The organism is Microbacterium invictum (assembly GCF_034421375.1).
Taxonomy (GTDB): Bacteria; Actinomycetota; Actinomycetes; order Actinomycetales; family Microbacteriaceae; genus Microbacterium; species Microbacterium invictum_A.
Genome location: NZ_CP139779.1, coordinates 1,308,417 through 1,325,318, shown reverse-complemented (window position 1 = coordinate 1,325,318; position 16,902 = coordinate 1,308,417). Strand labels below are relative to the sequence as shown.

Sequence of the window (16,902 nt, the reverse complement as noted above, 5' to 3'; positions counted from 1 at the left end):
CATGAGTCGCGCTGCCAAGGTCGCAACCGGCGTTGTCGTGGCGGGCGTCGCCAGCCTCGTTGCTCTCGCGGCTCCCGCTGTGGCAGGCGTCTATGGCGCGGTGTCGTCCTGGGCACTATCCCCACCGGCCGAGGAGCGCGTCGTGGAGGCGCCTGCCGAGCCTGCGTCTGGTGATGACGATGCCAACCCGGACCGAATGCTCGACGAGCTTGGCGATGGGTACGTGTACGTCGGCAACGGCACCGCGATCCCGAAGGGCAACCCCGCGGGATGCGACAAGCCGGCGTGGCTTCACATCGGCCGGATGAAGGCGAGCTTGAGCGGCGACCTGGTGGACCGTGGCGTACGAGACCTGGCCGCGGGGACGACGGGTCTGAACGACCAGGGTGAGGTCGTGACCTACACCGTTGCTCCCGGTGACGCGCCTCACGCCATCGGTGATCGGTTCTGTATCGCGAACCCACTGATGATCACGATGCTCAACCACACGCGGACGATCCAGCCGGGAGAAGTTCTTCTGTTGCGTCCCGACAGCTCCATCCCCTGGATTCCGTACTTCAACCCCGACGACGCCCCCGCCGGCTACCAGCAGATTCCGTATCAACTCGCCGTAGAGGCGATGAGCGCCGCCGCACATGCGGGCGATCTCGACGCGATGCGAGCCATCTTCGCGAACGACTTGGCTCACCTCTTTCCCGACCCGGCCGACGCCGATCTCATTGCGCGCGCGCTCGACGGCGGTGACCTCGCCGTGCTGCGTCAGATGTTCGCGTAGATGAGCGTCGCTATCGTGAGCGTCATGCGTCGGATGCCGGGCGGCCTCGTGATCGCCGCGATCATCGCAGGCTTGCTCGTCCTCGGCGGCATCACGGTGTACCTGGTGGGGAATTCCGCCGGCGCGGCATCCTTCGGGTGGTTCGCCTATCAGCCGCTCGCGGGCGCCGCCTTCTTCCCCAGCTCGCTCGTCGTGTTGACGCCGCTCATGGTGGCCGGAGTCGCAATTGCGGTCGCCGGTCTCCTCGGGTTCGGCATCATCGCAGGTTTTCTCCTCGGGCGACGACACCCGACCGGCCGCTAACGTCAGAAGATGACCGACGATCGGCCTCTCGGCCCGCACCCCGATGAGCCGCACCGGCCGGGGCTCGCCCAGCGCCTCAATGGCCTGCGCGCCGGGGTGCTCGGTGCCAACGACGGCATCGTCTCCACCGCAGCGGTAGTCGTGGGCGTGGCGGGCGCGACGGCGGAGGTAGGTCCGGTCCTGCTCGCAGGGGCAGCGGCCCTCGTCGGCGGCGCGGTCTCGATGGCCCTCGGCGAATACGTGTCGGTCTCGAGTCAGCGCGACAGCGAGCACGCGCTGATCGAGAAAGAGCGCCGCGAGCTCGCCACCGACCCCGAGGGCGAGTTCGCCGAACTCGTGGGCCTGTACCGCGCCCAGGGGCTGAGCGAGCCGACCGCGACCGCGGTGGCGAGGGAGCTGACCGACAGCGACGCCCTCGCCGCGCACCTGTCGATCGAGTTGAACATCGATCAGAGCGACGTCGTGAGCCCGTGGTCGGCGGCAATCGCCTCCGCCGTCGCGTTCACGGTGGGTGCCCTGCTCCCGCTGGCCACCATCCTGCTCGTCTCCCACCCGGCGCGCATCGCGCTGACCTTCGCCAGCGTCCTCGTCGCGTTGGCCATCACCGGCTATATCGCCGCGTGGATCGGTGGCGCCCGTCGCCTCCGTGCGATCATCCGCACGGTCGTCGGGGGTGCGCTGGCACTGGGAGCGACGTTCCTCATCGGATCGCTGCTCGGCACCGGGATGGTGTGACCCGCGGGCGCGCGGGCGGGTCAGCTGCCGGAGACGGCGCTGCTGACGTCGGTGGGGCTGTCGAACGAGTCCTGCCCGGCGTTCTCGAGCGCGGAGACCAGGTCGTCGGGCGCGCCGTTGGTTCGGGCCGCCTCGACGAGGTCATCCTGCGAGGCGGGATAGTCGACGCCGCCGAGATACTTCTGGAGCTCGATCGGTGTGGGGTTGTCAGCCATGATGTTCCTCCCGTGTCCCCGCGGCGCACTCGTCCACGGGCACCGGCCACGGTAGGAGCGGAGGGGAAGGAGGTCAGGGGGCTTGACGCCGCTGCAGCCGTGCTGTCGCGTGCACGCGACGACTCGGATTCACCCTGTTGGAGCAGCGGATATTGCCACACCGAACGCCGAAAGAAAAGGGTCCTCCGAAAAGCGTCCGCGAGGGGTTCACTGATATTCCAGGCAGAAGGACGAGGACGCCATGCTGACCGAGTCACCGCGCACATCGCCGGAGCCGTTCGACAGAGAATCGTTCGGTGCAGACCAGTTCGAACTGGTGCGGCTTGCGGCCGGAGGATGGGTCATCACCGACCTCGCACTGCCTCACGACGATCCGGCCTGCCTCCTCGCCTACGTGCAGGAGGACGGGTCGAGGTTCGAGGTCGTCTGGGTCCAAGCGCCGGTGCGGACCGGCTGGTTCGACTCCCTCGACACCATCCTCGACGAGGCCCGCTCGCGCCGGCACCGCCGCGTCGCCTGAGGGACCGCCCCGGCGATTACCGCCATAGGGGTCAGCGGAAGTCCCTCGACCGGTGCCCGACGCCCACCCGCAGATCCTCGAAGCGATCGGCGACGAGGTTGGTGACGCCCTCCTCCGATCGCTCCAGCATCCCGCGCACGATGAGGGCCGGCGCATCCCGCGCCACGCGGCGATAGCGGTTCCAGACGCCGACGGAGCAGATGACGTTGACCACGCCGTGCTCGTCCTCGAGGTTGAGGAAGGTGATGCCCGACGCCGTGGCGGGCCGCTGACGGTGGGTGACGAGCCCCGCCACCTCGACGCGGCGCCCCGGGTCGTGGGTCCGCAGCTCCTGTGAGGTGAGCACCCCGCGGGCATCGAGACCCGAGCGGAAGTGGGTGAGGGGGTGGTCGTCGGTGGAGATCCCGGTCGCCCATAGGTCTGCGGCGAGGATGTCGTAGCTGGACTGATCCGGGAAGAGCGGCGGCTGCACCGCGACCATCGAATCGGGCAGGAACTCGGCGCGATCCTGTGCGGCGGAGCCGGCGATCCACAGCGCCTCGCGGCGGGTGATCCCGAAGCACTCGAACGCTCCCGCCGTCGCGAGCGCCTCGAGGTGCGCCGCGGTGGCCCCGGTCCGGCGGACGAGATCCCGCATGTCGCGGAAGTCGCCCCGCTGCCGTCGCTCGGTCACGATCTTCGCCGCGAGGGTCTCACCGATCCCCTTGATCGCCGCGAGCCCCAGCCGCACGGCGTGATGGCCGTCGCGCCGATGCGCGGCAGACTCGTCGGGCGCCTTCGGGTCGAACACCGGCACCGGAGGCTGGTTCCGGTGCGCGCACTCGGGGCGGCCGGTCGCGCCGCGCGCGTCGCCGACGGGTTCGAGCGTCGCGTGCACGTCGGAGCGGAGCAGGTCGGGGCGCTGCACCTCGACCCCGTGCCGGCGCGCATCGGCGACGAGGGTCGCGGGCGAGTAGAACCCCATCGGCTGGGCGCGGAGGAGCCCGGCGAGGAAGGCCGCGGGATAGTGCAGCTTGATCCAGGAGCTGGCGTAGACGAGGAGCCCGAACGACAGCGAGTGCGACTCGGCGAAGCCGAAGTTCGCAAACGCCTGGATCTGACGGTAGATCGCGTCGGCATCTTCTCCGACGAGGCCGTTGCGCGCCATCCCCTCGTACAGCCGCTCGCGCAGCGACTCGATGCGCTCGACTCCGCGCTTGGATCCCATCGCACGACGCAGCAGGTCGGCATCCTCACCCGAGCAGTCGCCGATGGCCATCGCCATCTGCATGAGCTGCTCCTGGAACACCGGCACTCCCAGAGTGCGCTGCAGCACCGGCGCGAGCTTCGGATGGGCGTAGGTCACCGGCTCCTGGCCCAGCTTCCTCCGCACGAACGGGTGCACCGCCCCGCCCTGGATGGGACCGGGGCGGATGAGGGCGATCTCCACGACGAGGTCGTAGAACCGCCGCGGCTGCAGCCGCGGGAGAAGTCCCATCTGGGCACGGGATTCCACCTGGAACACCCCGATCGAGTCGGCGCGGCAGAGCATGTCGTACACCGCCTGCTCTTCCTTGGGCAGCGTCGCCAGCTCCCACCGCTCACCGGTGGCGGTGTGGACCATGTCGAAGCAGTACTGCAGCGCAGCGAGCATCCCGAGGCCCAGCAGATCGAACTTCACCAGCCCCATCCAGGCCGCGTCGTCCTTGTCCCACTGGATGACGGTGCGGTCCTCCATCCGGGCGTGCTCGATGGGGACGACCTCGCCGACGGGGCGGTCGGTGAGCACCATCCCTCCGGAGTGGATGCCGAGGTGGCGGGGGGCCTTCAGCAGCTCGGAGGCGTACTCGATCACCTGGGCGGGGATGTCGTTGTCGGGGCCCGACTCCAGCGACGCCCCCCAGCGCTCGACCTGCTTCGACCAGGCATCCTGCTGGCCGGTGGAGTAGCCGAGGGCTTTGGCGACGTCGCGGACGGCGTTCTTGGGGCGGTACTGGATGACGTTGGCCACCTGCGCGGCGCGGTCGCGACCATAGGTGGCGTAGACCCACTGGATGATCTCTTCGCGGCGATCGGAGTCGAAGTCGACGTCGATGTCGGGCTCTTCGTCCCGGAGGCTGGAGAGGAAGCGTTCGAAGGGCAGCTCGTAGGCGATGGCGTCGACCGCGGTGATATCGAGCAGGTAGCAGACCGCACTGTTGGCCGCCGATCCGCGGCCCTGACAGAGGATGCCGCGGCGCCGCGCCTCTTGCACGATGCCGTGCACGATGAGGAAGTAGCCGGGGAAGTCCTTCGTCTCGATGACCTGCAGTTCGCGCTCGATGCGGGCGCGGTTGTCGGCCGAGAGGTCGGGGTACTTGCGGGGAACGGCCTCCCACACCAGGTGCCGCAGCCACGACATCGGCGTGTGCCCCTCGGGCACCTTCTGGCGTGGCAGTGCGGGGCGCGCGCGACGGAGCGGAAATGCCAGCTCGTCGGCGAGCTCCACCGTCCGCGCCACCGCTCCGGGGTAGCGGGCGAAGCGCTCGGCCATCTCGGCGCCGGAGCGCAGGTGCGCGGCGGCGTGGGCGGGCAGCCACCCGTCGAGCTCGTCGAGCCCCCGGCGCGCGCGGATCGCCGCGACGGCGGAGGCGAGTCGCGCCCGCTCGGGGGCGGCGTAGTGGACGTTGTTGGACGCCAGCACCGGGAGCCCGCGCTCCCGGGCGAGCGCGGCGAGGATGTCGTTGTCGCGGGTGTCGGTCGGGTTGCCGTGATCCATCAGCTCGACGTTCACCGCCTCCGCGCCGAACAGGGCGACGAGGCGATCGAGCGCCGCGGCGGCGCCCGCCGGACCGTCGTCGACGAGCGCCCGGCGAACGGCCCCCTTGCGGCATCCGGTGAGAATCGCCCAGTGCCCCTCCGCCCGCGCGGCCAGCTCGTCGAGATCGTAGGCGGGACGCCCCTTCTCAGACCCCAAGAGTTGGGCGCGGGTGAGGGCGGCGGCGAGCCGGTGATAGCCCTCCTCCCCCCGGGCGAGGACCAGCAGGTGCGACCCCTCGGGGTCGGGGTCACCCGCCCGCGAGGGGGTGGGCGCCCGGTCGTCATGACCGAGTGACAGCTCCGCCCCGAACACGGTCTTCACCTGCAGCTTCTCGGCGGCTTCGGCGAAGCGCACGATGCCGTAGAACCCGTCGTGGTCGGTGACGGCCAGGGCGTGCAGGCCGAGACGCTCGGCCTCCTCTGCCAGTTCTTCCGGCGAGGACGCGCCGTCGAGGAACGAGAACGACGAGTGCGCATGCAGTTCGGCATACGGCACCGTCTCGGCCGGACGCTCGATGGTGGGCGGGACGTAGGGTCCCCGCTTGTGCGACCAGGCGGGACTGTCGCCCCCGTCGGCGCCGGCCGGGACGTTGCGCGGTCGGCGCCGGTCGCTGAGGACGCGCTCGAGCTCCGACCAGGGGACGCCGGGGTTGTTGAAGCCCATCAGCGGCCCCGTCCGCATCGATCAGTCATAGCGGCCCTCGGCGATCCACGAGCCGCCCGCGCACACCAGCAGCCAGGCCGTGCGGTCGGCGTCGACCACCTGGAACCGGTGCGCCCGGCGGCTGCGGGCGGCATCCCACGTGCGCTCCACGATCGGCCACGGACCCGCCCACTCCCGGATCGCCCGGGGGCGCCCGGATTCCACCAGCACCGCAGGAGTCGCCGTCATCCGGTCGCGCTCGTCGACGGCGACCGGTGAACCCTCGCCGGTGACGACGCGCACCGGCACCGGTTCGGGGAAGACGGTGCCGGGGAGAGGGTCGGGGAGGCTCCCCGGCCAGGGCCGGGTGCGCTCCGCAGTCAGGACGGTGCGATCGCCCCACGGCACGAGCACCTGACGCTCGGCGAGCCACCTGCCCCCTCCCACCTCGGCGGTCAGCACGCCGCGATGACCGAGCATCGCCTGCACCCGCGACAGGACGTGATGGACCCGCTCATCGGTGCCGGCGCCGAACATCGCCGGGGCGTGGTGCGAGGCGGCGTCCACCGCCTCGGGAGAGATGCGCACGAGCGCCACGCCGCTGGCCAGCACTCCCCCGTCGTCACCCGTCGCCTCTTCGGCCAGCTGCCATCTCACCCGGTCGACGACCGCCGCCGCGTCGAAGGAGTGCGGGTGCAGCCACACCCGTTCGCTGCGCTCTCCACGGTCGCCGGTGAGCTCGACCCTCAGCTCGGTGCAGACGAGGTCGATCGCGCCGAGGCGCGCGATGAACTCGTCGGCCGCGATGCGCAGGGCGAACGCCACCTGCTCGGCGATCTCGAGGGGCGGCTCGAAGGCGACCTCGCGGTGCAGCTCGGGCGGGGGCACGCGCGGTTCGACGGGACGCGAATCCAGCCCCGACGCCAACCGGTGCAGCCGCATCCCCGGCTCTCCGAGGCGTTCTCGCACCCGCTCGGCGTCCAGACGGCTGAAGTCGCCGAGGGTCTGCACCCCCAGCCGCGCCAGCAGCGCCACGACATCGGCATCGGCGAGCGCGGTGATCGGGAGCGGGGCGAGGAACCCCGCCGCTCCCCCGGTGGGAACGATCGACACCGGATCGGAGGCGCGGGTGATGCGGGCGGCCTGCTCGGCGGTGAAAGGGCCGTCGGCGATGCCGGCGCGCGCGTCGACGACACCGTGGGCGCGGACCGTGCCCAGGAGCACGCGGGCGGCCTCGGTCTCGCCCCCGTAGTACCGGGCCGGCCCCCGCGCGCGCAGCGCGCACAGTCCCGGGCGGATGATCTGCACCCCCGGCGCCCGCTCTTCCAGCGCCGCGACGAGCGGCGCGAACGCCCGGTGATCGCGGGCCTCGTCGGCGTCGACCACGCGCAGTCCCGGGCATCGGGACTGCGCGTCGCGGCGACGCTGCCCACGGCGGACGCCCTCCGCACGGGCCGTCGCCGAGCAGGAGGTGACCATCCCCCCGGCGATGACGGCCACCGGGGTGTCGTCGCCCTCAGGCGCCGAGCCGGCGGCATCCCGCGCCAGCGCCGCCACGGGCCAATCCGGGAACCACAGCACGAGACTGCGCACCGGGGCGTCGGGGCGCATCAGCCGACCGCCTCGAGACGGGGAAGAGCCGGAACCGACGCCGCCTCCGACCCGGCGGCACCGACGACGCCGTCGGCCGCGGGCAGCAGCATCCGCGCCCGCCGGGGCATCGGCCACCGCCGGCTGCGCGCATCGATCGTGACCTCGCGCGCCGCCAGGTATCCATGGCCGCGCCCCACCCCCGACCACTCCGGCTCGGCGAGGTCGAGCGAGGCCTCGGCCTGGGGCCACGGCCCCTGCACCAGCAGCACCGCTGCGCGATCCCGCAGGCGCGCCCCCAGCCGGGACACCTCGGCATTCGTCGTGCGGGACGCCGGGCGCACCGCCACCACGGGGATGACCTCGGCGAGGGTGGCGGCGACCGCCAGCCAGCGGGGACCGGGCTCGGGAACAAGGACGAGGTGGGACAGATCCACGCCCGCGCTCTCGGCGGCTTCGATGCCGAAGTCGGGCATGCCCACCACGGCGCACCAGGTGCCGTCCTGCGAGGGACCGGCCAGCAGCGCCGCCAGCAGCGAGGCGGAGCGGGTGAGCGAGTAGGCCGACCCGGTGCGCAGCCCTCCCCCGGGCAGGATGCCGGTCAGCGGGGCGAGGACCGGCAGCACCGGAGCATCCATCCGGCGGCCCTGCACGCGCTCGAGCTGCGCGCGAAGGCGATGCACTTCGCCGCGAACCTCGTCGCGGGTCGCCTCGCTCTGCACGATCACCCTCACCTCCACAGGGTAGAACATGTGTTCTACGAACTCAACGCCTGTGGTGAGCGTAGGAGGGGCCTCCGACATCCTCTGCGCGGGGAAACGCGGAGGATGTTCGAATCAGGGGCCGGCGGGCGACACGCGGATCGTCTCGGCCAGCAGGTCGCGGCCGAGGCGGAGCGGCACGGCCGGCTGACCTGCAACGCTCACCGCGTACTCCCCCCGGAAGCCCGAGAGCGTCACGCGCCCCACGGAATCGGTGCGCACCGTCGTCGGCGTCACCCACCACTCGTCCGCGATGAGCCGCCGGAGCGCGTCGAAGGACGGCTTCGGCGTGCCATCCGCCCGGACGAGGCCGCCGGGAGCCCCGAGCCACATGCCCCGGTCGCTGAAGCCCCAGTAGGTGACGGCCTCCACCGCCGGATGCGACACGAGAGACCGGTAGTGCCGCTCGATCTCGTCGGCCTGGCGGGCCTCGCCCTCCGGCGTCGACGGCCAGTGATCGACCTGATAGTCGTTGAGGTCGTCGATCTCGGGAGGCATCAGGTCGCCCGAGAGCAGGGTCGTCTCGGTGAAGTGCAGCGGCAGCCCGAAGCGCGCGAATCGGTCGGCGACCTCGAGGATCTCGTCCTCACCGCGGTACCCCTGGTGCATGTGCGTCTGGAGTCCGATCGCATCCGGCCGGATGCCGGCATCCATCATCTCTTCGATGACGCGCTCGTACGCGGGCGACAGGTCGAAGTCGTTCACCAGGAGGACGGCGTTCGGGTTGGTCTCGCGCGCCTCGTCGAACGCCAGCCGCAGCATCGCCAGGCGCCCCCGGTCTTTCGCCAGGCGCGTGATGCCGTTGTCGCCGTTGTCGAAGACCGGCATGATCACGGTCTCGTTGATGGCGTCCCAGGTGTCGACGAGCCCGGCGAAGTCGGCGACGTCGCGCCGGATGCGCTCCCGCTGCGCCCGCTCGATCTCATCGAGGTCGAGGTCGAGCAGCCACGGCGCGGTCACGGTGTGCCAGACGAGGGGATGCCCCTTCAGTGCGACGCCGCGCTGTCGCAGCCACTGCGCGGTCCGGCGCATCTCGGCCGTGCGCGGCGCCCCGCGGGTCGGCTCGAACCTTCCCCAGTAGAACGGCAGGGTCGCGGCGTTGTGAATCTGAAGCCAGAGCTCGGCCTCCGCGGCGGTCAGCTGCCACTCGCCGGTGAGGTCTTCGCCGTCGCCGACGTCGAATCCGGTGTTGCCGAAGGCGAAGTCGTGGCGTATCTGGGTGATCGTGACGTCGGCGTTCGCGATCGGCTCGTCGTCGGCACCGACGACCGTGACGACGGCCTCGCCGAGGCGGTGCATGGGAACGGAGCCGAGGGCGACGGCGGGTGGCGCGACAGTGTGCATCCGTCGAACAGTGTGCATCCGTCGATGCTACGAACGCCCGGCCCGTCGACGGCGTTGCGGGCGTGTTTTCGAAAGCGCTTGCGCCGCGGCGCTCAGGCCGCGAGAGCCAGGTAGGGCTCCCAGCGGGGGTCGGAGCGCTCGGTTCCGCGCACGGTCCACTGCCCGCCGCGCGGGGGCTGCGGGGTGATGCGCAGCTCCCACGACATCTCCTGCGGGGTGCGATCGCCCTTGACGTTGTTGCATCGCAGGCAGCAGGCCACGAGGTTCTCCCACGAATCCGCCCCGCCGCGCGAACGCGGCAGGATGTGATCGATCGTCGAGGCGGACTTGCCGCAGTATCCGCAGCGGTGCCCGTCGCGGCGGAGCACGCCCCGCCGGGTGACCGGGACGCGCCGGCTGCCCGGGACGCGGACGTATCTGGTCAGCAGGATGACCGCGGGGCGGTCGTACGACCCGGCGGCTCCCCAGACCGGCTCGCCGTGGATGTGCTCCACGACTGTGGCCTTGTCGTTCATCACGAGCACGAGCGCTCGCTTGAACGACACGACGGCCAAGGGCTCGTAGCCCGCATTCAGCACCAGTGTGCGCATTCCTGTTCCCCTCGAATGGCCGGGACGGCTTTCACGGTTATTCGACTCGTGACGATTCGAGGGCTGAGGGCATGAAAAAAGGCGCTGTCTACAGACAGCGCCTTGGCGCCACGGTCACACCGTGGCCTCCATCGACATGATGCCGAAGGACGAGCAGGCCCAACGCATCCATGGTTCGGATACGTGGTACGCCGTCCATCGGCTCCCTCCGCTTCTCTAGAGCGTCAGCTGACCTCAGGCTAATACACGCGACACGCCCGGGGGTTCAGCGACGTGAACATCGCATGACGTGTCGAGAAACGACGAAGGGCGCCGGGGATGCCCCGGCGCCCTCGTCATTCTTTGCTGCGCGTCAGCCTGCGTTGGCGAGGAGCCATTCGTAGGAGTCGACGACCGAGCCGTTGATGTAGGTCTCGAAGTGCAGGTGGCACGCGGTCGAGCGACCGGTGCTGCCCACGAGGCCGATGATCTGCCCGGCCGAGACGGTCTGCCCGGCCTGGACGGCGCGGCTGCCGTAGGTCATGTGACCGTAGAGCGTCGAGACGCGCTGGCCATTGATGACGTGGTCGATGGTGACGGCCACACCGTAGCCGCCGTAGCTCTCCTGCGAGACGCGGACGACACCTGCAGCTGCGGCGAACAGCGGCTCACCGCACGGGGCGAGCATGTCGGTGCCCATGTGAGCGCCGCCGCGTGCGAAGGTGCGGTCGCCGACGGTGAAGCCCGTCAGCGGCCAGCGCACCTCGCCGGTGCCGGGGGCGACCATCGAGAGGTCGACGTTGGCGCGCGAGCCCGAGGACGAGGATGACGACGATGCGGCGGAGGCCGCGAGCTCGGCGGCGATGCGCGCACGCTCGGCGGCGGCCTCTTCGGCCTTCTTCTTCTCGATCTCCTCCGCGGTGGTGGCGGAGTAGCTGCTGCGCGAGAGCTCGGCCGCTCCGGCGTCGGAGGCGACGACGAGCGACTGGGCGTCGTCGACGGCCACCTGCTGCAGCGTCATCGGATCGGCGGTCGCGCTCTCGACGGCGGCGTAGGCCGGCAGTGCCACGGTGGCGATGAGTCCGCCGACCATGGTCAGGATGACGAGGGTCCGCGCCGGTTTGCGGCCCGATCGCGGGCGCCTGCTCCTCGGCGGGGCGGCGGGGGCGACGACGGCCGGGCGGGCGGTCTTCAGGGATGTGGTGCGGGCCGAGGGCTTGCGTCGGGTGCGGTCTCGGCGTTCGAGCCCCGGTCCGTCGGTCGCCGACGGGGAATCGGGGGTGTGGTGATGATCGGCCATTGTCCTCCGGCGCCTCTGCGCATTTCTGCGCTGGCTCGTCGACACTCAGTGTGGGGGCACGATGTGCGGGGCGGGCCGCGTGAACGACGAGCCGATGAGGCAATTCACGCGGAGTCCGTCGGCGGGCTTCTCGCCTGTGGACTCTCAGAGGCTACCCGAAGGTAACGAATAAGTCACGTTGGGATCGGTTCGACCTCGGCGTCGACGAGGAAGATGTGCGACGCCACCTCGACGGGAAGCTCCAGCGCTTCGTCGTTGCCGTCCATCTCGACCAGCACGTACCCCTCGCTGTAGCGGTAGGTGCCGGTGCCGCCCGGGACGACGCCGGCGGCCTTCAGCTGCTGCAGCAGCTCAGGGTCGACCTGCGCCGGCTCGGCGAGTCGGCGCACCGTTCCGCGCAGCGGACCGCCCGCGGCGTTGAGCTTGGTGACGAGTCCGATGACCCCCTGCGCGAAGGTGTTCGCCGGGATGTCGCCCAGCTGGTCGAGACCCGGGATCGGATTGCCGTACGGAGACTCCGTCGGGTGGCCGAGCAGTTCGACCAGGCGCCGCTCGACCTGCTCGCTCATCACGTGCTCCCAGCGGCACGCCTCTTCGTGGACGTATGCCCAGTCCAGACCGATGACGTCGGAGAGGAGCCGCTCGGCGAGGCGGTGCTTGCGCATCACGTCGATCGCCTTCTGCCGCCCCGCATCCGTCAGCTCGAGCCGGCGATCCTCGGAGACCACGACGAGCCCGTCGCGCTCCATCCGCCCCACCGTCTGCGACACCGTCGGGCCCGAGTGCCCGAGGCGCTCGGAGATGCGCGCCCGCAGCGGCACGATCCGCTCCTCCTCGAGCTCGAGGATGGTCCGCAGGTACATCTCGGTGGTGTCGATGAGGTCGGTCATTTGGCGGTGTCCTCGCGGGTCTCAGGGGCTGTTCCAGCCTAGTCGCCGCCGCCGACACCGAGCTCGGGCCGCTGCCGGGCGCGGAGCCTGCGAGAAACGGCGCGCCAGCGACATCCCTAGAATCACTCGCATGGCCCACGTCGCACTGCCCCACGACCTGCTGCCCACCGACGGTCGTTTCGGATGCGGTCCGTCCAAGGTCCGCGGTGCGCAGCTCGAGGCACTGGTGACCCGCGGCGCGACCCTGCTGGGCACCTCGCACCGTCAGGCCGGGGTGAAGAACCTCGTGGGGTCGGTGCGCGAGCGCCTCGGGATGCTCTTCACCCTTCCCGAGGGCTACGAGATCATCACCGGCAACGGCGGCTCGACCGCGTTCTGGGACGCGGCGGCCTTCGGACTGATCGAGCGCCGCAGCCAGAACCTCGTCTTCGGGGAGTTCGGGGGCAAGTTCGCCGCCGCCGCCCGCGCCCCCTGGCTCGAGGCGCCCGATATGCGCACGGCCGACCCGGGCGGCCGCGCCCGCCCCGAGGCCGTCGAGGGCGTCGACGTCTACGCGTGGCCCCACAACGAGACCTCCACCGGCGTCGCCGCCCCGGTCGAGCGCGTCACCGGCGACGAGGGGGCGTTGACCGTCGTCGACGCGACCAGCGCCGCGGGCGGCATCGACCTCGACATGGCGCAGGCCGACGTGTACTACTTCGCCCCGCAGAAGAACCTCGGCTCCGACGGCGGCCTGTGGTTCGCGGCGGTGTCTCCCGCCGCCATCGAGCGGATCGAGCGCATCGCCGCCTCCGACCGCTACGTCCCCGAGTTCCTGAGCCTGAAGAACGCCCTGGACAACTCCCGGCTGCAGCAGACGCTGAACACCCCGGCGGTGGCGACGCTCGTGCTCCTGGACGAGCAGCTCGGCTGGATCCTCGACAACGGCGGACTGACGTGGGCCGATGCCCGCACGCGCGAGTCGTCGGGGGTCCTCTACGACTGGGCCGAGGCCTCGCCGGTGGCCACGCCCTTCGTCGCCGATCCGGCGGACCGGTCGCCGGTGGTGGTCACCATCGACTTCGATGAGACGGTGGATGCCGCTGCGTTGGCCGCAAGCCTGCGCTCCAACGGCATCGTCGACACCGAGCCGTATCGCAAGCTCGGTCGCAACCAGCTGCGCGTGGCCACGTTCGTCTCGATCGAGCCCGACGACGTCCGCGCCCTGGTCGGCGCGATCGACTACACGCTCGAACGGATGTGAGACCCCGGGGCCCGGCGCCCCGACTCAGTCCTCGTCCGGCTCCTCGTCGTCGGATGCCTCGTCGTCGTCGTCATCGGTGACGTCGTCGTCGTCTTCGTCCGAGTCATCGTCTTCGTCTTCGTCAGCATCCCCGCCGTCGACATCCTCATCGTCGGCCTCGTCATCGTCGGCGAGCTCGTCGATGTCGACACCGTCGAGATCCCCGGCGTGGAGGATGGGCGACCCGTCCGCATCGAAGTCGGTCGCGTCGAGGTCATCCAGGTCGTCGACGTCCGCGTCGTCGTCGAACTCCTCGTCGTCGTCGACGTCCTCGTCCTCCTCCTCGGCGTCATCGACGGCCGCGGCCTGGGCGGCCTGATACTCCGCCAGGCGCACCGCCCACGGAACCCAGTCGGGGGCGAGCAGCGCACCATCACCCGGCAGCAGCTCGGCCTCGAGCACGGTCGGCTCGGCGTCGTCGACACGGGCGAGGCTCACCGTCCAGAACCACCCCGGGTAGCCGTGCAGGCGGTTCTCGAACCGGAGCGAGACGACCCCGTCATCCTCGACCTTCACCCCGGCGGGCTCGCCGATCGTCTCGGGCGGCGTGATCTCGTGCAGCGCCGTGAGCGCGAGGTCATGCGCCTCGAGCAGCCTCGGGTCGGCCTCAGGCTTCGAAGTCATCGGCGACCTTGCGGAGGACGGCGGCGACCTTCTTCGAATGGGAAGAGCTGGGGTAGCGCCCGCGACGGAGGTCGGCACCGATCCCGTCGAGCAGCTTCACCAGGTCTTCGACGATCACGGCCATGTCATCGGCGGGCTTGCGGGACCTCTTGGCGAGGCTCACCGGGGCCTCCAGAACCCGCACCGACAGCGCCTGCAGACCACGGCGGCCGTCCGCGACGCCGAACTCCACGCGCGCGCCGGGCTTGGGCGCCTCCGAGCCCGCGGGAAGGGCGGTGGCGTGCAGGAACACGTCCTGGCCGTCATCTGTGGTGATGAAGCCGAAGCCCTTCTCCTCGTCGTAGAACCTGACCTTGCCGGTGGGCATGAGACCTCGCTGGAATCGGTGCCCGCGCTCTGCGGGCATGATGGATGGCGGGCGGATCGCGCCCTCCCCAAGCCTACGCGGGCAGGCGCGAGCTCGTCACCGCGGGTCACGCCCCCGACCGCTGCGGGGGCGCACCCGATAGGCTGTGGACGATGAGCACGCCCACTTCGAACGCCGACCTGCCGGTGCGGCGGATCGACCGCATCCTGGCCTTCATGTCGCTGGGACTGATTCTGCTGTCGATCGTGTGCTTCCTGGGCATCATGATCGGGTCGGCGGCCGGCGCGGAGATGTCGGCCGGCATCTGGCCGACGATCGGCGTCATCGTCTGGATCGCCCCGCCGCTGGCGTTCGTGCTGATGCTGACGGTCCTCATCATGAGCTTCGTGCGGAGGGCGCGGGCCAACCGGGCCGGGTGATGGCTTCCGACGAGCGCGCCCTCGCGACATGGCTCGCCGGTCGCGATGACCGCGAGCTCGCCGACATCCTCGTCGCCCGGGGAGTCTCGCCGTCCGCGCCCTGGAAGGACTTCTTCGACGCGGCGGACGCGCTGCTGGAGAAGACGTCGATCGAGCGCGCCCTCGTCCACCTCACGCGGGGCGAGCTGACCGCCCTCGCGGCGCAGCTGGACGGGCGGCCCCTCCCGGCGTCGGAGACGGCCGGGCCGCCGGCGCGACTCGCCCTCACCGGCGTCGACGGCGCCCCGTGGCATCCGGTCGCCACCGCCCTCCGGCGGATCCGCGACGAGCGGCCCGACGCCTTCGAGGCCGTGACGGACGAGACCGCCCCCGAGCCGGCGTCCGAGGACGAGACCCTCGCGGCGGCCGAGCGGACGTTCGCCACCGTCGGGTCGCTCGCCGACGTCCTCGTCGCCGCGACCCACGCACCCCTCGCCCGGATCACCTCGGGCGGCGTGAGCGCCGCCGACCGCCGGAAGCTCCTGGATGCGGGGGCGCTGGGCGAGAGCGACGAGCTCGACGACATCGTCGGGGCGGCCGCGGCGGCGGGTCTTCTGACCACGAGCGGACGCGACTGGGACGTCTCCGACGCGGGCGCCCGGTGGCTGGAGGCCTCGACCGCCGAGCGGTGGCGGATCGTCGTGACCGGGTTCCGGGACGCTCTCCCCTCGGGCCTCCGCACTCCCCGCGGAGGGTATGTGCCGGTGACGGCATGGACCACGCGCTACCCGCTCGACCCGGAGTGGGCCCCGCGATCCGACCGCCTCGCGCGCATCGCGCGGCAGTGGGGCCTCCTCACCCCCGAGGCCCACGAGCCCGCCTGGGCGACACCGCTCCGCGACGGCGGCGACCCGCAGACCGACGAGCTCACGCGGCACCTTCCCGCCGAGATCGACCGCGTCTACCTGCAGGCAGACCTCACGGCGATCGCGCCGGGACCCCTGGCCCCTCGCCTCGAGCTGCGCCTGCGCCGCCTCGCCGCGCGGGAATCGCGTGCCCAGGCCTCGACCTACCGGTTCACCGCCGAATCGCTCACCGCCGGCCTCACCGAGGGCGAGACCGCGGCGTCGATCCGCGAGTTCCTCACCGGTCTGTCCCTGACCGGACTCCCCCAGCCGCTCGGCTACCTGATCGACAGCACCGCGGCCCGCCACGGGCTGATCCGGGTCCGAACGGATGCCGCGACGCGGCGCACCATGGTCGAGAGCGGCGATCCCGCCCTGCTGGACGCCGTCTCGGTCGATCAGGGGCTGCGCGCGCTCGGGCTCGTCGCCGACGGCGACGCGCTCACCACGGGGGTGTCGCAGGAGACCGTGGCCTGGGCCCTCAGCGACGCCCGCTACCCGGTCGTCTCGGTCGGCGACGACGGCCGCCCGGCGGCCCTTCGCAATCGGGCGCGCCCCCGCACCGATCGCGCCGAGCCGGCGCCCGAGCCGCACGCGTCACTCATCCGGGTGCTGCGCGGGTCGCACGACGACAACGCCGAGGGTGCCTGGCTCGAACGCGAGATCGTCCAGGCGGTGCGGAACCGATCGGTGATCGACGTCGTGGTGCGCATGCCCGACGGCGCGGAGCGCACCTTCACGCTCGAGGCGACCGGGTTCGGCGGCGGCCGGCTGCGCGGCCGGGATCAGTCGAGCGATGTCGAACGCACCCTGCCGCTCTCGCACGTGGTCACCGTCCGAAGCGTCGCCTGAGTTCCGGCATCCCGCCCGCATCCCGCCCTCGGGCCGCCCTCCCCCGGAGGC

17 protein-coding genes are annotated in these 16,902 nt (G+C 71.4%); 7 read left to right on the top strand and 10 right to left on the bottom strand.

Features of this window, described 5'->3' with window-relative positions; genetic code table 11:
- The first annotated feature begins 1 nt into the window (after position 1).
- Genes T9R20_RS06395 through T9R20_RS06385 form a run of 3 tightly spaced genes read left to right on the top strand, consistent with a single transcriptional unit; the run spans position 2 to position 1,813 of the window.
- On the top strand, positions 2-775 hold the full coding sequence (locus T9R20_RS06395; RefSeq protein ID WP_322411694.1) for a hypothetical protein: 774 nt from the start codon (positions 2-4) through the stop codon (positions 773-775).
- The gene (locus T9R20_RS06390; RefSeq protein WP_322411693.1) at positions 776-1,078 is read left to right on the top strand and encodes a hypothetical protein; all 303 of its coding nucleotides are present in this window, start codon (positions 776-778) and stop codon (positions 1,076-1,078) included.
- A gap of 9 nt (positions 1,079-1,087) precedes the next feature.
- A complete protein-coding gene (locus tag T9R20_RS06385) occupies positions 1,088-1,813 on the top strand; it encodes a VIT family protein (protein ID WP_322411692.1) in 726 nt (241 codons plus the stop codon).
- Between the two features lie 20 nt (positions 1,814-1,833).
- On the opposite strand, the gene T9R20_RS06380 is transcribed toward T9R20_RS06385, so the two are convergent.
- The gene (locus T9R20_RS06380) at positions 1,834-2,028 is read right to left on the bottom strand and encodes a DUF2795 domain-containing protein (RefSeq protein ID WP_322411691.1); all 195 of its coding nucleotides are present in this window, start codon (positions 2,026-2,028) and stop codon (positions 1,834-1,836) included.
- Positions 2,029-2,269: 241 nt separating this feature from the next.
- Between T9R20_RS06380 and T9R20_RS06375 the strand changes: the two genes are divergently transcribed.
- Positions 2,270-2,548, top strand: a complete 279-nt coding sequence (locus tag T9R20_RS06375; protein ID WP_322411690.1) for a hypothetical protein — start codon at positions 2,270-2,272, stop codon at positions 2,546-2,548.
- 31 nt (positions 2,549-2,579) lie between these two features.
- Here T9R20_RS06375 and T9R20_RS06370 read toward each other — a convergent pair whose 3' ends face one another.
- From T9R20_RS06370 to T9R20_RS06340, 7 genes are all read right to left on the bottom strand, one after another.
- Positions 2,580-5,990 (bottom strand): error-prone DNA polymerase, encoded by a 3,411-nt coding sequence (locus tag T9R20_RS06370; RefSeq protein ID WP_322412118.1) that lies wholly within the window; start codon positions 5,988-5,990, stop codon positions 2,580-2,582.
- A gap of 21 nt (positions 5,991-6,011) precedes the next feature.
- Positions 6,012-7,580: a DNA polymerase Y family protein gene (locus tag T9R20_RS06365; protein ID WP_322411689.1), complete on the bottom strand. Its 1,569-nt coding sequence runs from the start codon at positions 7,578-7,580 to the stop codon at positions 6,012-6,014.
- Positions 7,580-8,293, bottom strand: a complete 714-nt coding sequence (locus T9R20_RS06360) for a hypothetical protein (RefSeq protein ID WP_322411688.1) — start codon at positions 8,291-8,293, stop codon at positions 7,580-7,582. The genes T9R20_RS06365 and T9R20_RS06360 overlap by 1 nt, the downstream gene beginning before the upstream one ends.
- A gap of 102 nt (positions 8,294-8,395) precedes the next feature.
- Entirely contained in the window at positions 8,396-9,682 is a 1,287-nt protein-coding gene (locus tag T9R20_RS06355) for an endo-1,4-beta-xylanase (protein ID WP_322411687.1), read from the bottom strand.
- A 74-nt stretch (positions 9,683-9,756) separates the two neighbouring features.
- Complete coding sequence (locus tag T9R20_RS06350; RefSeq protein ID WP_322411686.1) at positions 9,757-10,254, bottom strand: HNH endonuclease; 498 nt, start codon at positions 10,252-10,254, stop codon at positions 9,757-9,759.
- A 352-nt stretch (positions 10,255-10,606) separates the two neighbouring features.
- A complete protein-coding gene (locus tag T9R20_RS06345; protein ID WP_322411685.1) occupies positions 10,607-11,533 on the bottom strand; it encodes a M23 family metallopeptidase in 927 nt (308 codons plus the stop codon).
- Between the two features lie 173 nt (positions 11,534-11,706).
- Complete coding sequence (locus tag T9R20_RS06340) at positions 11,707-12,423, bottom strand: metal-dependent transcriptional regulator (RefSeq protein ID WP_322411684.1); 717 nt, start codon at positions 12,421-12,423, stop codon at positions 11,707-11,709.
- A 130-nt stretch (positions 12,424-12,553) separates the two neighbouring features.
- On the opposite strand from T9R20_RS06340, the gene serC reads away from it, so the two are divergent.
- Positions 12,554-13,666: a phosphoserine transaminase gene (gene serC, locus T9R20_RS06335; RefSeq protein WP_322411683.1), complete on the top strand. Its 1,113-nt coding sequence runs from the start codon at positions 12,554-12,556 to the stop codon at positions 13,664-13,666.
- A 24-nt stretch (positions 13,667-13,690) separates the two neighbouring features.
- On the opposite strand, the gene T9R20_RS06330 is transcribed toward serC, so the two are convergent.
- Entirely contained in the window at positions 13,691-14,329 is a 639-nt protein-coding gene (locus T9R20_RS06330) for a DUF3027 domain-containing protein (protein ID WP_322411682.1), read from the bottom strand.
- Positions 14,313-14,696, bottom strand: a complete 384-nt coding sequence (locus T9R20_RS06325; protein ID WP_322411681.1) for a cold shock domain-containing protein — start codon at positions 14,694-14,696, stop codon at positions 14,313-14,315. The genes T9R20_RS06330 and T9R20_RS06325 overlap by 17 nt, the downstream gene beginning before the upstream one ends.
- Before the next feature lie 152 nt (positions 14,697-14,848).
- On the opposite strand from T9R20_RS06325, the gene T9R20_RS06320 reads away from it, so the two are divergent.
- Both T9R20_RS06320 and T9R20_RS06315 read left to right on the top strand, forming a co-directional pair.
- Positions 14,849-15,115 carry a multidrug ABC transporter ATPase gene (locus T9R20_RS06320; protein WP_322411680.1) on the top strand — a complete coding sequence of 89 codons (267 nt, stop codon included), beginning with the start codon at positions 14,849-14,851 and terminating at the stop codon, positions 15,113-15,115.
- Complete coding sequence (locus T9R20_RS06315) at positions 15,115-16,851, top strand: helicase-associated domain-containing protein (RefSeq protein WP_322411679.1); 1,737 nt, start codon at positions 15,115-15,117, stop codon at positions 16,849-16,851. Before T9R20_RS06320 ends, T9R20_RS06315 begins: the two co-directional genes overlap by 1 nt.
- Positions 16,852-16,902: the final 51 nt, after the last annotated feature.

Bases quoted from the DNA above. Each gene is read 5' to 3' on its own strand.
- T9R20_RS06395 (WP_322411694.1), top strand. From the start codon at position 2: ATGAGTCGCGCTGCCAAGGTCGCAACCGGCGTTGTCGTGGCGGGCGTC.
- T9R20_RS06390 (WP_322411693.1), top strand. From the start codon at position 776: ATGAGCGTCGCTATCGTGAGCGTCATGCGTCGGATGCCGGGCGGCCTC.
- T9R20_RS06385 (WP_322411692.1), top strand. From the start codon at position 1,088: ATGACCGACGATCGGCCTCTCGGCCCGCACCCCGATGAGCCGCACCGG.
- T9R20_RS06380 (WP_322411691.1), bottom strand. From the start codon at position 2,028: ATGGCTGACAACCCCACACCGATCGAGCTCCAGAAGTATCTCGGCGGC.
- T9R20_RS06375 (WP_322411690.1), top strand. From the start codon at position 2,270: ATGCTGACCGAGTCACCGCGCACATCGCCGGAGCCGTTCGACAGAGAA.
- T9R20_RS06370 (WP_322412118.1), bottom strand. From the start codon at position 5,990: ATGGGCTTCAACAACCCCGGCGTCCCCTGGTCGGAGCTCGAGCGCGTC.
- T9R20_RS06365 (WP_322411689.1), bottom strand. From the start codon at position 7,580: ATGCGCCCCGACGCCCCGGTGCGCAGTCTCGTGCTGTGGTTCCCGGAT.
- T9R20_RS06355 (WP_322411687.1), bottom strand. From the start codon at position 9,682: ATGCACACTGTTCGACGGATGCACACTGTCGCGCCACCCGCCGTCGCC.
- T9R20_RS06350 (WP_322411686.1), bottom strand. From the start codon at position 10,254: ATGCGCACACTGGTGCTGAATGCGGGCTACGAGCCCTTGGCCGTCGTG.
- T9R20_RS06345 (WP_322411685.1), bottom strand. From the start codon at position 11,533: ATGGCCGATCATCACCACACCCCCGATTCCCCGTCGGCGACCGACGGA.
- T9R20_RS06340 (WP_322411684.1), bottom strand. From the start codon at position 12,423: ATGACCGACCTCATCGACACCACCGAGATGTACCTGCGGACCATCCTC.
- serC (WP_322411683.1), top strand. From the start codon at position 12,554: ATGGCCCACGTCGCACTGCCCCACGACCTGCTGCCCACCGACGGTCGT.
- T9R20_RS06330 (WP_322411682.1), bottom strand. From the start codon at position 14,329: ATGACTTCGAAGCCTGAGGCCGACCCGAGGCTGCTCGAGGCGCATGAC.
- T9R20_RS06325 (WP_322411681.1), bottom strand. From the start codon at position 14,696: ATGCCCACCGGCAAGGTCAGGTTCTACGACGAGGAGAAGGGCTTCGGC.
- T9R20_RS06320 (WP_322411680.1), top strand. From the start codon at position 14,849: ATGAGCACGCCCACTTCGAACGCCGACCTGCCGGTGCGGCGGATCGAC.
- T9R20_RS06315 (WP_322411679.1), top strand. From the start codon at position 15,115: ATGGCTTCCGACGAGCGCGCCCTCGCGACATGGCTCGCCGGTCGCGAT.